This is a genomic window from Nocardia sp. NPDC058518, from assembly GCF_042719655.1.
In the GTDB taxonomy this organism is placed as follows: Bacteria; Actinomycetota; Actinomycetes; order Mycobacteriales; family Mycobacteriaceae; genus Nocardia.
This window is the reverse complement of record NZ_JBHXNJ010000008.1, coordinates 230,308-243,340: the sequence shown is the minus strand read 5'-3', so window position 1 is coordinate 243,340 and position 13,033 is coordinate 230,308. Positions and strand designations below refer to the sequence as shown.

Annotated in this window: 11 protein-coding genes and 1 pseudogene; 1 reads left to right on the top strand and 11 read right to left on the bottom strand. The window is 63.4% G+C overall.

The window, feature by feature from the left end:
• Positions 1–6: 6 nt before the first annotated feature.
• Complete coding sequence (locus ACFWPX_RS17225) at positions 7–441, top strand: Imm50 family immunity protein (protein WP_378928200.1); 435 nt, start codon at positions 7–9, stop codon at positions 439–441.
• A 167-nt stretch (positions 442–608) separates the two neighbouring features.
• Here ACFWPX_RS17225 and ACFWPX_RS17220 read toward each other — a convergent pair whose 3' ends face one another.
• The 11 genes and pseudogenes from ACFWPX_RS17220 to ACFWPX_RS17170 form a co-directional block, all read right to left on the bottom strand.
• On the bottom strand, positions 609–1,124 hold the full coding sequence (locus ACFWPX_RS17220) for a hypothetical protein (protein WP_378928199.1): 516 nt from the start codon (positions 1,122–1,124) through the stop codon (positions 609–611).
• 26 nt (positions 1,125–1,150) lie between these two features.
• Positions 1,151–1,405, bottom strand: a pseudogene (locus ACFWPX_RS17215) (HNH endonuclease family protein); the annotation flags it as partial.
• Between the two features lie 35 nt (positions 1,406–1,440).
• Positions 1,441–1,800 (bottom strand): hypothetical protein, encoded by a 360-nt coding sequence (locus tag ACFWPX_RS17210; protein ID WP_378928198.1) that lies wholly within the window; start codon positions 1,798–1,800, stop codon positions 1,441–1,443.
• 923 nt (positions 1,801–2,723) lie between these two features.
• Positions 2,724–3,212, bottom strand: a complete 489-nt coding sequence (locus ACFWPX_RS17205) for a DUF4411 family protein (protein ID WP_378928197.1) — start codon at positions 3,210–3,212, stop codon at positions 2,724–2,726.
• Positions 3,212–4,369, bottom strand: coding sequence for an ImmA/IrrE family metallo-endopeptidase (locus ACFWPX_RS17200; protein WP_378928196.1), 1,158 nt, complete (start codon positions 4,367–4,369; stop codon positions 3,212–3,214). Before ACFWPX_RS17200 ends, ACFWPX_RS17205 begins: the two co-directional genes overlap by 1 nt.
• A 341-nt stretch (positions 4,370–4,710) precedes the next feature.
• On the bottom strand, positions 4,711–4,920 hold the full coding sequence (locus tag ACFWPX_RS17195) for a hypothetical protein (RefSeq protein ID WP_378928195.1): 210 nt from the start codon (positions 4,918–4,920) through the stop codon (positions 4,711–4,713).
• Between the two features lie 310 nt (positions 4,921–5,230).
• Positions 5,231–6,610, bottom strand: a complete 1,380-nt coding sequence (locus ACFWPX_RS17190) for a hypothetical protein (RefSeq protein WP_378928194.1) — start codon at positions 6,608–6,610, stop codon at positions 5,231–5,233.
• Between the two features lie 14 nt (positions 6,611–6,624).
• Positions 6,625–7,224 (bottom strand): hypothetical protein, encoded by a 600-nt coding sequence (locus ACFWPX_RS17185; protein ID WP_378928193.1) that lies wholly within the window; start codon positions 7,222–7,224, stop codon positions 6,625–6,627.
• Positions 7,221–8,891, bottom strand: a complete 1,671-nt coding sequence (locus ACFWPX_RS17180) for a DEAD/DEAH box helicase family protein (RefSeq protein WP_378928192.1) — start codon at positions 8,889–8,891, stop codon at positions 7,221–7,223. The genes ACFWPX_RS17185 and ACFWPX_RS17180 overlap by 4 nt, the downstream gene beginning before the upstream one ends.
• Complete coding sequence (locus ACFWPX_RS17175; RefSeq protein WP_378928191.1) at positions 8,888–11,317, bottom strand: ATP-binding protein; 2,430 nt, start codon at positions 11,315–11,317, stop codon at positions 8,888–8,890. Before ACFWPX_RS17175 ends, ACFWPX_RS17180 begins: the two co-directional genes overlap by 4 nt.
• Before the next feature lie 998 nt (positions 11,318–12,315).
• On the bottom strand, positions 12,316–12,939 hold the full coding sequence (locus tag ACFWPX_RS17170) for a very short patch repair endonuclease (RefSeq protein WP_378928190.1): 624 nt from the start codon (positions 12,937–12,939) through the stop codon (positions 12,316–12,318).
• Between the last annotated feature and the right edge of the window lie 94 nt (positions 12,940–13,033).

The window sequence follows — 13,033 nt, the reverse complement described above, 5'->3', positions numbered from 1 at the left end:
GCACTGATGAGCTGGGTTGATGCGCTGCACGAGCCGCGTAGTATTCGAGGAGTGTTCGGGGCCTTCACTCCATCGCTGGATGGCGTTGTGCTCCACGAGATTCGCTTGCACCGCGACGGCCCAAGTGTCTATCTGCGGTTCGATTTTCGTGAGTTTCCGACTGATCCGCCTAGGAAGTGGGGAGCCGTCGGCTACAACACGGTTCAAGTCGAACTGTGTCTGTATGCGGTTGAAAGCGTTGAGGTTTCCGAGCTGAGTACTGTATCCGTGATCGACCTTAATATATCGACTATCGACCGTAATGGAAAGGTAGCCGTGCGCGCTTGGACATCGGGAAATTCCACGACACGCTTAAATGTTGTGGCGGGGAGCGTGAGTGTCGCGAAGGTATCGGCCTACAAAAACGATCCGCCCCCGCCTGATAGAAGCACCTCGCTGTGACCCGTTGGGGCTCGGCATTTTGGAGATGGCTAGCTAGAAGGCAGGACGTCCAATGGGCAAACGAAAGGGGCCCGGGCCAGCACTGACCGACCGCGCACCATCGCCTTACCCGTGGTCAGTCCGATCCGCCCGGCGTAGCGATCTCCACCTCTGCGCAGTCGCCGCGGTCATTCGGTAGTGCCAGCTTCGGAGAGTGCAGTGGTCTTGTTGTCGCCCGTCGGCTTCTCACCGCGGAATGCAGCCCGGACGTCAATGAGTCGCCTTCCGTCCGGGAGGCTCCAGAAGGTCCAGCCGTTGGTCACGCTGCCTTTGACATGACGACCCGCTCCGGAGGGTGACCCGAATGATTGGCCCTCCGCTTCCAGCGTGCCATTATCGCGAATGAGGGCTTCACGCGATCGCCAGTTTCCCTGTCGCGGCGTCAATATCGTTCCTGGCGTGAGGAGTCCGGCCGCAACGAGGTCCTTCACCTCGACCCAGTCTTGGCTCTTGTCTCGGGGGTCGACCACCTGCCCGGTATGCCCTTGGGGCACCGGCCACACGGCGAGTAGCACGTCGATGATGCGTTCGGTGCGAGCCTCGATGGCTTCCTCTGCCCACTGCTCGTCGCCGATACTGCTGAGAAGTCGACTGTTGAGCAGCAGGTGTCGTGTTCTCGAATTGCGTCCCGCTTGAGATCCCAAGCGCCGTTGGGCACCTTGGAGTTGAGCGAATCGGTGAGCAAGGTCAGGTTGCCGAGTCGGTGCACATGCGCTCCGCGTTCGATCTCGGCCTCGGGTCCGTCGATAGCCCAGTTGTCCTTCCACTTCTGCGGCAGGATGTGCTCGATCGGGTAGCCGCGTCGCGGCACCTGTGGCTGGTTGGTCACCCGCCTGAACTGGTTCTCTATCGCTTCCATGAAGACCCGCAGACGCGCGACCTTGAAGCGACGGTAGGCGGCTTCAGCAGCGAGCGCCGCACGGATCTCGTTGTCGCCGGGCCAATATGTGCTGGAGACGTTCAGTCTGGACAGGGCTTGGCAACTCGGTCGACAAGTTCGGCATCGGGTGCATCGTTGTGGATGCGGGTGATGTCGGCGACAACGCTGCCCAAATCGGATGTCGTCAGGCGGAGGAACATGCGTCGAACAACCCAACTTTCGACTGTCGCAACGACACCGTCGATGGTGTCGCCGGTAAACGCACGTTCTAGGTCGTGCAGGCAAACCCGAATCGGCTTGACCAGTTCGACCTCGAAGGCCTTCATGCGGTACACCGACATCTCGACGGTCGTGAGCTGTCGGTCCTTGTCGTCGGCGGCTAGCGTCCAAGCCTCGTAGAGATCGGCCTGCCGTTTGATCGTCGGCAGCAGTACGCCCATTTTCTGTCCACTGTCATGTTCGACGTAGGCCTAGAAGCGCGAAAATGTCTGCTGCGGTCCGATCTCCTCGCCGATCCGGGAAGTGAGCCATTGGTTGAGGAACAGTGACCTGCGGTTAACCCGGCAGCGCCCAACGCTGACCTCAATTTCCCAGAACTTTGTGCCGAAAGGTCAGCCTTCGGCATAGGCGCGGTGCGTGTCCGAACCCGTAGCACCACCCCGACGGCGTTCTATCTGCGCCAAAAGGCCTTAGTAGCCGGTAGATCCACCAGAGTTGTTCGGAAAGATCTTGTGGCACAACGAGAGTGCTCTCCTGAACGGCCGACCGTAGCCCCTTTGTCCTGTAGATCGATGTGGCGCCGTCCCGCGCCTGGCCACCGAACGCCGACACGTCGGCTTGCTGACCATCGACGCCAAACGGGTCGATGAACATTCGCTCCTAGAGGTCCGGGGTCGGCGCTAAACCTGCGTGGCCTCCTGCACGGTGAGCAGACCACCTGGTCGCAGGTAGGTTAGCGCGGCCTCCAGGCCGGACCGTCGCCGACCTTGATGGTGCGGCGGTCGATGTCTGGAGGCGAGAGCGGTCGGTTCGCACTGTGGCCCGCTGGGCGGTCGCAGGTTCGATTCCTCGGCAGGATACGCAAACGTGGACAACCGAAAAACGCCTGGTCATCGCGGAGTCGTATTCGATTCGATGATGTCGCTCCAGGCACGGGGACTGGCTATGCGTTCAGCAACATCTGCCGTCCGGTCCCGGTGTGTGCAGGGCCTGTTCAGCAGATTGACCAGCACCGTTTCGGGCTTGTCCGGATCCTGGCGTACGCGCGCGGACTCTCGCTTGATCAGTTCCCGCGCGTCACGGTCGGTGCGTACGGCAATGGCGATTGAGCGGTCGGGCTGTGCACAGGGACGGCCGTCGTCGGTTAGGTGCTCAGTTCCAGCTTCGCCCCGGTGCGCCGCATCATCTCGAACGGGTCCATGCACGTGGCACCGATCGCGGCGCAGGCGTCAGGGATCTTCACCCGCTTCCGCGAGTTGGGGTCCGCCCGCTCGTGAGTGACCAGTACGTGGTTGTGACCGCGCGCATGAGCCACCAGCTGGTAATCAGCCTGGTTGCCTGCGAACTCCGCGAGTGCTGCAGGAGTGAAGGGACGAGACGCCGCCCACACTGTGAGAGCCGGGAAGTGAGCAGTCGTGGCCTGATCTATCGACTGGAAGAAGGAACTGTTCCTCTGCGCCCAAGCCGAGAGTTCGTCGGCTCGGCCGACCAGCTCTTTCTTCACCGCCTCAATGCTGCACACTTCGCCAGCGGCATGCGCGCCCTCAAGCCATTCCCAGAATCCTGGGGCGATATCGAACGCGTAGTAGCGGTTCTTCGCCTCGATGAGAACGTTCGCGTCAACCAGGTACATCAACCGACTCCGATCTCGTCGGCCAGGCGGGCGAAGGTTTCGTGCTTCTTGGTTCCCAACAGGTGGAAGGCGTCACGGAAGCTGGTGTCGCCCTGGTAGGTACTGGCGACCACGGCGCGCGCGAACTGGCGGCTTAGGCGCAGCGGCTGGGTGTTGTAGTAGTTCCCGCCGGAGTTCGCTCCGCGGGCACGCTTTGCCGACTCGATGGCGGCCTCCCGCTCTACCTCGTACCGCTCCCGGTACTGGTCCCAGCCGAGGAAACGCGCGTCGAACAGACGCTTGAGGATCACCAACGTGCTCACCCTGTAGCGGCGAGCCAGCCGTGTCAGCTCCTGGGGCGTCAGCTCCCTCTGATAGTCGCGGCGCAGAGTAGCCAGTGGGACCAGGACCTCGGCGGCGACCCGGTTGCACCACAGCTCCTCGGCAACACCTTCCTGCGCGACCATCGCCGCGTCGGACAGGGCGCTGCGCCCGAGCCAGACGTGGGCGAGCTCATGGACCAACGTGAAGATCTGTGCCGCTTTAGTGTCGGCGCCGTTGACGAAGATCAGCGGCGCTACCGGATCGGACAGCGCGAAGCCCCGGAACTCCTCCGGGTCGAGCACGCGGTGAGTGTCGCCGCCGACGATGCCGTTCACCATCACGAGGACGCCAATCGCCTCGATGCGGTCGATCAGCCGCCGCAGCGCATCGTCGGAATTGGCAAAGACGGCGCGCTCGGTCAGGTCAAAGTCGAGGGCAGCGCGGACCGCCCGCGCCGCATCCACCGGCGGCGTATCGGTCGTCGCGGAGCCCACGAATTCCAACTGAGGCGCCCCGTGATCCCGCGCGTAGTCGCGGTACCACTCTTGCCGGGTCTGGCAGATGTAGATCGTGTCCAGCAGATCGACAGATGGGCGGGGGACCGTCGCGTTGCCGACCGTGCGCATGTCCGGAATGGGCACAGGCTCGTTCGGGGGCTCGGACAGGAACAACAGGCCGAAGGGCGTGTGAGTCGCCTGCGCGAAGCTCTCCAACTGCTTGAGAGTCGGCTGTCGGTCGCCGCGTATCCACTCATCGAGCTTCGGGGCACGGCGTTGTGTCGTCTCGTCGTCCCAGCCGGCACGTTCGACAGCCCACTCCAAGAGGCTGGGGGCAACACTGACGCGTACTGGCATCGCACCTCACCCTCATCTTTTCTTTGCTTAGCTGCGGTGTGATCAGTTTGGCATGGCCGACGCTCGCGCGAGATACGAAGGCGTATAAGCCGACTGTCGAGCGATCGAACAGGTGGCAGCTGCGCGCAACATGCTCTCCCCCTCAGCGTAGGACCTTCGCGGCGCGCCGAATACTTCCGCACCCCGGCGTGGGGTACTGCAATTTTCCGCCCGCTGTGGCTACGCGACGACGATTGCTCGTCCAGCGCTGAGCGGTAGGTATGGACGCGTTGATTCGTACATCTGTTCGGCTGTAGCGTCGTTGTTGCTGGTAGGCGAAACCCTAGACGTGTAGCGCTCGGCTACAGGCCGACCTTCGCCGGTGCCCGGTTGATATGGGCGGCTAGAGCGGTGGTGATGTGCTCAGCGTCACGGTGGACCCCGCGCAGCGTGTTGGAGGAGAACGACCGCTGGAACTCAAGCCCGACGTACACCAGGCCGGGGTGTGTGGTCGATACTCCGGCGCGATGGAGCGGGTAACCGTTGACGAGGGCGCCGAGGTCGGAGAGCATCGTCAGTGCCGGAGGCCCGGTATTTGGCTACCCGTAGGTGTAGCCGCGGCGGCCGAGGTATCAGTTGGTGAGTCGGTGGTGGGCACGGTTCAGAGCTCGAACCGATCCAATTGCAGTCTGCATAGGTCGGCACCAACGGGTGAGGCGTCCGGGAACTGCGCCGGTCATGTCCTGTGCGCTCCGTAGCGTGGTGTGGCGGACCATCGAAGCGGCCTCCGCTCCGATGGTCCGGCCCGCTCACCTGGGACGTGGTTCCGACTGTGTTCCTGTGTACGTAGAAGACGCGTATAGGCAGCCGAGTGAAGGGACCTCATCTGTGATCGCGGTGCGCTTGAGTGAGCCCTTGGGCTGGGCAACTCGCAGTACTGCCGCAGGCATGCCGGATACGCGAGACCCTGGATTCGGTCATCAGCACGACTACTATCTCGCATCCGGGCACTAGACCTCGTTTCAGCAGGAAATGGCGCAGGCTGGGAAGTTGCGCGCCGCTTCCGTTTCGTCGGACGATCATGGGGCCGGGTAGGTCGTCGGTGTCGAAGTTCATCGACATCGGCGCGCGTCGAAGACCCAAGCGCCATGTCAACCATGGATGTACGAGGACGCCACTGCCGCGGATCATGTCCTTGTCTACGGTTATCCGGATGCCGTAGATCGTGCCGTCGTCGTTCGACGCCATGTTAGTTGGCTTCGCGGGCTCGGTGGTCTCGATGAAATGGGCACCGCGCGCGATCAAATCGATTAGGCCATCAGAGGTTTCACCAATTTGGTCGAGGACCATGCACTGTTCCAGACGCCATTTGCTCACGGGGTATACCTGGATCGCCTGGGCGAACAGATCGGTTTTGGAGATCGGGCCAAACTTGGTGACGAGATCGATTACCACCTCGCTCGCGCTGCGGTAGTCGGTACCGTCGAGACCGGGCCATTCAGCTAGAGCCCAGGTTCCCTCGGGGCGTATTTGGACGAAGCGGTCGTCACGGCGCATCGATTCGGCGATCGCGCGTGGGTTCTCGGCGTGGATGGCGGGCGCGATCATCTCGACCCGTTGGGGGGAGCCCCGCTCTAATAACCACAGGTAGGCGGCGTCGCGGAATCGCGCGCGTCTCCGCAACCACTCCTCCCCAATGCCCTGGACGAGAGGGCTTCGCTTGTGCGTAAGGAGGGTCTCAAGCGGTGCGCCATCGGGTATCTCATGCTCGGTGGCGAGCGCGGTCAACGCTTGGTTCCGAAAGGGTGCTGCGTCGACGATCCTCTTCAGGCTCCGTGCGAGCGCAGTCGAATCGGTGGACCACCAGTCGATTAGGTCACCGGCCCACGTCCTGGGCGGGCGAAGGCCGGCGGCCTCCGCGAGGATCCTCACTGCGGTATGGTTGGCGACGCCTATCGCCCGCGCGAGTTCGGCTTGGGGAGTGGCCATCTCGGCGCAGGCCGCGACCAACGCATCCCGCCATTCCCGCAGTGATATCTCGGCGTGGTCCCGGATATGTCGTTCGACCTTCCCGAGGATCTGGCGGGCGTACTCGCGGGTGAATCCATGGAGGTCGCCGATCTCCTGGAGGGTCGCTCCGTCATTTCGGGCGACGTAAACGGCCCGAGACCGATCGGACAACTCCGTCCACGCGGCCCCGAGCCAGTCCACCGGAGAATCGTTCCCGAAGGTCAGCTCCCCTTCCCTCACGTGGTGTTCCATGATCGCGACGTCCTTCAACTGTCCGTGACGTGTCGGACGATCAATCCGAGCCGGTCGGCGATTCGTTGATTGAAGGCCTCGTCCTCGGATCTGGGGCGATTGGCGAAGGTGTCAACGAGGCAGAGCACCCACGGGTGCTGGTCGAAACCCGCCCGCGTCTTGATCTCCGCCCAGACAAGGTGCTTGAAGTCACGGCCCGGCCCCCAAGCGAACCATCGCTCGTCCGCCTCGTCGTCCTCGCGTTGGATCAACACTCGCAGTGGTTTCACCTGCAGGCTGTCGGCGTTCACGGTCCAACCGGCGCCTAACGCCTTCTCGACGAGCAGGTCCACGCTCGCGGTGGGGTTCGCCACCAAGTCCTTGTACTTGCCCACGCCCGACCGAGCGCGGCTGAGTTCCTTCATTGGGCCGTTCTTGATCCACACGCGGATGTTGTCGTCAGTGCCGAGGAACGGTAGTAGTCGACCGCCGATCCTCTTGTCGCTGGTCCAACTCTGGTAGAGCTGTGTCCTCTCAATGTCCTTGAGGTTGCGGGCCTCCTCGCCGCCTTCGGCATAGATGAGTCGGACGACCTCCATCTCGATGTTCGCTGGTATAGGGAAGCTCCTGCTCATTGGATTCCTGTCGTGTCGGGGAATTGAAGGTGGACGTCGTCCGCGGCGGTTTCCAGGTCTGCGGCGTCGCGGATCCAGTGGTCCATCAAGGTGCCGATGGTCTCGTCGCTGAACTCGATGTGGGAGCCGTGGGACCTTCGGAGGTCTAGGTGCTCGGTCTCGGTCGCGTCGAGTGCTCGGCGAAGGTCGAGGGTGGCCGCGATTCGGCGGATGTCAGTGACGAAGTCGAGCACGCGCAACGCCTCTTTGCCAGGACTGAGCCGCAGACCGCGACCGAGTTGTTGAACGAAGATTCGGCGACTGTGGGTGACCCTGAGGAACGCGATGAGGTTGACGTCGGGCACGTCGACGCCCTCGTTAAACACGTCTACACAGGTGATCAGCGGCACTCGGCCGAGTCGGAACTCGTTTAGCAGGATCTGACGTCGCTGCCGCGAGAGTCCGCTGTGGAGGAATGTGGCGTTGCCCCAGGCGGAATCCGCACTGGCGAGCAACCGGGCGACGTGCTCGGCGTGTTCCTTGGTTTGGCAGAAGACGATCGCTCTCGGGTCGTGTGTATCTCGCCACGCCGAGCGAAGGTGCTCGACGATCTCCTCGTCCCTCTGCGGCAGAAACAAGGATCTGTTCAGATCCTTGATCGAATACCCGTGTGAACTGGCGTTCCTTACGGTGTCCCAGTCGATGTTGTCGACGAGGATACGATAATCGACCGCGGCGAGGTACCCGGCGGACATCCCCTCCGCGATACCCATCCTGAAGCACGGGGCACCGAAACGCGCCGTGATGTCGAACTTGTCGCCGCGCCATGGAGTGGCGGTCACGCCGAATTGCCGCGCTGAATCGCAAATATCCAGCAACTCGGCAAACTGTCCGGTCTCGGCGACATGGTGGGTCTCGTCGATCATGATGAGATCGGGACGGTAGCCAAGGCGAGCGACCCGTAGTACGGACTCGACGGTTCCGACGAGAACGCCGTCTAGTCCACCCGGGTTGCTCTCTCCTGTCAACAGGCGGGTCGGCACCTCTTTGGGGACATGACGCCAGAGCGCCTTCTCTAGCTGCCCCACGAGCTCCTTCATGTGGGCGACCACGAGGACGCGTGCTTCGGGGTTCGCACTGAGGTGGCGCCGGATCACCTCGCCGCCGACGACGGTCTTGCCCAGACCCGTGGCGAGCACCAGGAGAGCGGACCCCCGTTCATAGAGGGTCTCCTCGACAGCGTCGGCGGCAGCTGATTGATAGGGGCGCAACGCGTAGGGGCTGGGCACACTCGTCGGCATGCGCGCGCCGATCGCGGCGAGCGTCGCGCCGTCCCACACCGTGATGTCGATGCCAACTCCACTTAATGCCTGCCGGCGCTCCCGTGCGGTGTGGTTGACGTCGGTGTTGGTAGCCAACACCGACTTGTCTGCGCGGTAGCGCACCCGCGCTCGCTCCAGATCGTCGATGCCGCATCGGTCCACCCGCCCGCTGGCCTTCCATTTGCATTGGAACACCCACTGCTCACGGTCGCGTACTGCGAGCAGGTCCGCGCCGTTGTCGCCAGCGCCGTCAATCAATCGGACATCCGCGAACCCGAGGTGCCACAGCGCGCGTTCGACCGCGTGCGTCAGTCCGGTCGGGCCTCCACGCAGCAGTTCATCCGCTGTCAAGAAGACCGCGCTCATGTCGCCTCCGACAGCTCGTCGGCGAGTAGGTGGACGCTCAACCGCGTGCGCTCCAACTGTCTAGGCGTGCTCGCGACCGGGTAGCTGGCGTGGGTGGCGACATCAGCCAGGTATCCGACGGTCCTCGCGACGCTGAGTCGACGAGCACCGAGAGAGGCGACGCCAGCGTAGAGGCCCTGGAACACCTTGTCGTCCAAGAACGCCTCCGGCCATTGCTCCAGCAAGCGGGTGAGGAACAACGCGGGGACATAGAGGAGGAAATCCCCGTTGGTCCCGAGGTCGCTCGTGCGGGCGGCCTTACCGTCGGCGATCATCGCGGTCTCGGCGGTGGTCAACTCGTCGGGTGTGAGGAGTTCGAACGCGCGGGCAGGCTCGCCCGTCCGGTCCAGCGCGGCGGCCATCCGTCGCCGTATCTCCTGTAGGAGTTCTTGCGCCTCCGTTCGAATGAGGTTCGCGTCCAGGGCAGTGTCGGGTAGGGACGTCGCGCGGATCTCGGCGATTGTCCGCGAGTGACTCCAGCTGAGATCAGCCTGAACCCTGAGCAACGCAGCGACTTCCGCGATCAGGAGCTCGGACGAATCCACCCCGAACCGCTTGAAGACCTCGTGTTCGGTGTCGATGTACGCGGCGAAGTTCATCCCGCGCCGCCGATCCATGAGGATCGGAGTGGGGTTCCCGTGGTCGTCCTCGAGTATCCCCTTCGCGATCCGGCGGGCGTCGATTTGCGCGAATCCGATCGCCGGGTGGCCGAAATCCTTGCTGAGTGTCGGGTAGGGAGTCGAGTCGGCCTCGTAGCGCGCGACCCTCTCCTGTTTGGTCTCCCGATGAACCGTCGGTCCGGTGGCGTTGGGACGTGGATGTTGGGCCGCGTCGGGTGCCGTGGTCGAACCCGGACCGTTCGTGATGTCGCCCAACATGCCGGTTAGGCCAAGCGCATCGAGGACGGCTGCCTCGTCGGCGGTATCAGGTGTGCTCGCCGTCGCGTTTGCGCGTTTGCCGCCGCGCTTTGCCTCCTCGAAGTCAACAACGGCCTGCCACCACATTGCGTCCGTCTGGTATTCGGGATTGCCGCTCTGGAATTCGCGCCCCCAGGATCGGGTCTCAACGTGGATCGGTCCCTTGCCGTTGGCGTCACCAGGGATGAGGCACCGCTCGCCGGCGTCGTTTCGTCGGTAACCCTTCACGAGTAGAGCGAGCGGGCTCACGTTCTCCGAGACGTATCCGGCGTCTTTGGCTCGTTGTGGCAGCAACGGACCCTGCCCCCGGAGGAGCTCGATCGCGGACTTCCAGCTACGGTCGTCGTACTCGAACGCGTTCTTCTGGTACGTGACCGGCACGTGGTCCAAGTGGATCTCGCCGATGATCCGGCCGCCCTGATGGGCCATCTCGATTGGGTACTCGACCTCCTCGTTGCCGACCTCCCCGTCGGGATTACGCCAGGTGAATATCCGCTTGTCCCAACGGAGGATCTTCCGACCGTTGCGAAGGAAATCGACCCCGTACTCCTTACGGTCGAGGTGACGCTGGATGCCCAGCCACCCGTGCACCCGCCGTTCGCGAACCTGGAGTCGGTCACCGCCGCAGCTCTCGCAAGCCATCCTGCCCGGGAGTTGCCATTGACCGCAGTCGGCGCACGCGAGCCCATCCTCGAGCCTTTTGTCGATCGGGATGTAGGCAGGGATCCGCTCCTTCCGGTTGTAGACGACGGCTCGCTCATCGCCCCACCTGCAATGCCGGACGGGTTTGACCCTGGTTCCTCCGACGGTCAGATCGAATGGTGTGTTCTCGAGGATCCACGAGTAGACCCCGCCGAGGTGGTTTCGCAGATGGGCTCCGTTCTTCCGGAGCCATTCGGCGCGACCGGGGTTGAGACGACTGACGATGATCCGGGTGCCGTGCTCGTTCGGATCGGCCTTGGGCTCGGTGAGATCCTCAGCCTCGAAGTCGTCGTCGATGCGGTCGAGGTCGATGTCGACTCCGATCCATTCGGGATCCCCCTGTCGGGTGGTGAGAACCCTGGTCCGCCTTCCGAGCCGCGCGGTCGCGACGTTGAAACCCATGCCGAAGAGTCCGAGCTTGTCGTGCATGTCGTTGCCGGACCAACCCGCCCGCACTGCGCGTTCCAGCCGCTCGCGGTCCATCCCCCTACCGGTGTCCTCCACCACCAGCTCCCCACTGGGGGAGCTGGGTAGGAGGACGCTCACGTGGTATCCGCCTACCCACGGGATGTCTGTGCGGCGGATCTCGGTGAAGTCGTCGAAGGAGTTGTCCACCAGCTCCGCGATGCATTGCCATTCGTCGAACTCGATCTCGCCCAGCATGCGCAGCACACGGGCGGACGGGGTTATCTTCACGGCTCTTCGGCCCTCCAACTGTCCTTTGGGTAGGCGGTGACGACCGTGGACCCGCGGGATCGCGGTGGTCACCGGCGGTGTCCTCCCTCATGGAGACGCGCCGCTGGGATCGGAGCTTATACGTGGGCACCGACAGGTTGTAGACGCTTTGGGCTGTTAAGGCGTTGAGTCACTTACTCTTTCCCGGTATCGGGTCCGCGAGGTCCCGGGATCCACTCGTTTGTCCATGCTCTCCGCGGTACCGCTTCGATCGCTGGGACTCCGGGGACGAAGTGTGCCTAGTGTCAGGGGAGTGGGGGCGGGGCGGACCCCGGAAGGCCCTGCTCGTCGTAGCGGATGTCGCTTCGGCGGATTTCCACGCGATCGTTCTGGGACTTCTGGCGGCAGCATTACGGCAGCAGTCCTCCGACCGTTACCGGTAGCTCGTACGAGGTCGACTGGGCTCAGATCGCGCAGCTGTTCACGGCCAACCCCTCCGAAGCTGGGTGGCCTAGGGCGTCGATAATGCAGCTCACTTCTTCGGCGCTCAGCGGTTCGCGACGGTCATCCCAGTTGACCTTACGGAGCGCCCTCGTGGCTGTCGCGTGGAGCTCGATTAGGTCGACTTTGCCGACGGCCCGCTCCTCGACTCGGTCGCGGCGGACAGGTCGACGAGTCACAGTGCCCCTCAGGGCATCCTGTCTCCTCCGCCGGTGCGGTCGTCACCGCACCGTGGAGCTCCACAGCTCCGGGGGTTCGGCGGAACCCGAAAGACTGGGCAAATGAAGCGAAAACCTCAGGGATATCCCGCTTCTCCGCCTCCGCATACGAAAACCCCCTGCGCGGCGCTGAGGGCTTGGCGGGTGAAGTCTTGGTGTGCTGAAACGAAAGAACATTCGAGCCTGCAGTTTCGGGGCGGGGCTGTCGGTGTTCGAAGTTGTTTCAGTAGTGCTCGGGTGCTGTTGCAGAACGAGGTGGCCAGACGTTTGTCAGGGGAACACCCGTCGCGGGTATACGGGTGGATACCAGCCATGAGCGGAAGCGCCCGCGAGTGGGACTTTCGTGTCCCATTCAACCGACTTCTCGCTCGACTACCGATCGGATAGTCGACGATGGCCGAGAACCACGGCCTCGATTCGCTCGGCCACCGGCTGTGGATCCTCGTGCTCCCATACCCGGATGACCGTCCAACCGGCTTCGTGGAGCTTGGTAGACGTATCGCGGTCCCGGTCCTGATTGGCGTTGATCTTTCGGCGCCAGAAGTCCGAGTTCTTGATCGCTGGGCGATGATGTGATGGACAACCATGCCAGAAGCAGCCGTCGACGAAGATGGCTACGCGATCGGTGGTGAAGACGATGTCAGCTGTACGGCGAAGTCCCGCTAGCGGTCTGGCATCAACCCGGTAGCGAAGGCCGCGGCTATAGAGTTCCTTCCGCAGCGCCATCTCCGGTCCAGTGTCGCGTCTGCGGTTCGCGCGCATCACCGCGCGCACGGCGGGAGATGACGCGCTCGACTCGGAAGGTAGCGGCGCGTCACCAGCTAGCTTCTGGGCGTGGGCTTCTCGCCATGCCTGTGCCAGATTCTCTTTGCGGGAGTCGCGAGTGACCTCGCAGATGTACCGTTCCACGGATTTGCCATCACACGACCACCGCAGGTACGCGCGGATCCGGCGAGTACGTCGATAGACCCGGAGCGAGACCGACGCGCGCGCCACGCGCCCGTCCCCGAGATCGACGCTCCGACAGTGACGGCCGCCGGCAGCGCGGTCCTGCTCGATTGTCGGGGCCACGGCTCCCGCGCGCCGTTTG

Bases quoted from the DNA above. Each gene is read 5' to 3' on its own strand.
- ACFWPX_RS17225 (WP_378928200.1), top strand. From the start codon at position 7: ATGAGCTGGGTTGATGCGCTGCACGAGCCGCGTAGTATTCGAGGAGTG.
- ACFWPX_RS17210 (WP_378928198.1), bottom strand. From the start codon at position 1,800: ATGGGCGTACTGCTGCCGACGATCAAACGGCAGGCCGATCTCTACGAG.
- ACFWPX_RS17205 (WP_378928197.1), bottom strand. From the start codon at position 3,212: ATGTACCTGGTTGACGCGAACGTTCTCATCGAGGCGAAGAACCGCTAC.
- ACFWPX_RS17200 (WP_378928196.1), bottom strand. From the start codon at position 4,369: ATGCCAGTACGCGTCAGTGTTGCCCCCAGCCTCTTGGAGTGGGCTGTC.
- ACFWPX_RS17195 (WP_378928195.1), bottom strand. From the start codon at position 4,920: ATGCTCTCCGACCTCGGCGCCCTCGTCAACGGTTACCCGCTCCATCGC.
- ACFWPX_RS17190 (WP_378928194.1), bottom strand. From the start codon at position 6,610: ATGGAACACCACGTGAGGGAAGGGGAGCTGACCTTCGGGAACGATTCT.
- ACFWPX_RS17185 (WP_378928193.1), bottom strand. From the start codon at position 7,224: ATGAGCAGGAGCTTCCCTATACCAGCGAACATCGAGATGGAGGTCGTC.
- ACFWPX_RS17180 (WP_378928192.1), bottom strand. From the start codon at position 8,891: ATGAGCGCGGTCTTCTTGACAGCGGATGAACTGCTGCGTGGAGGCCCG.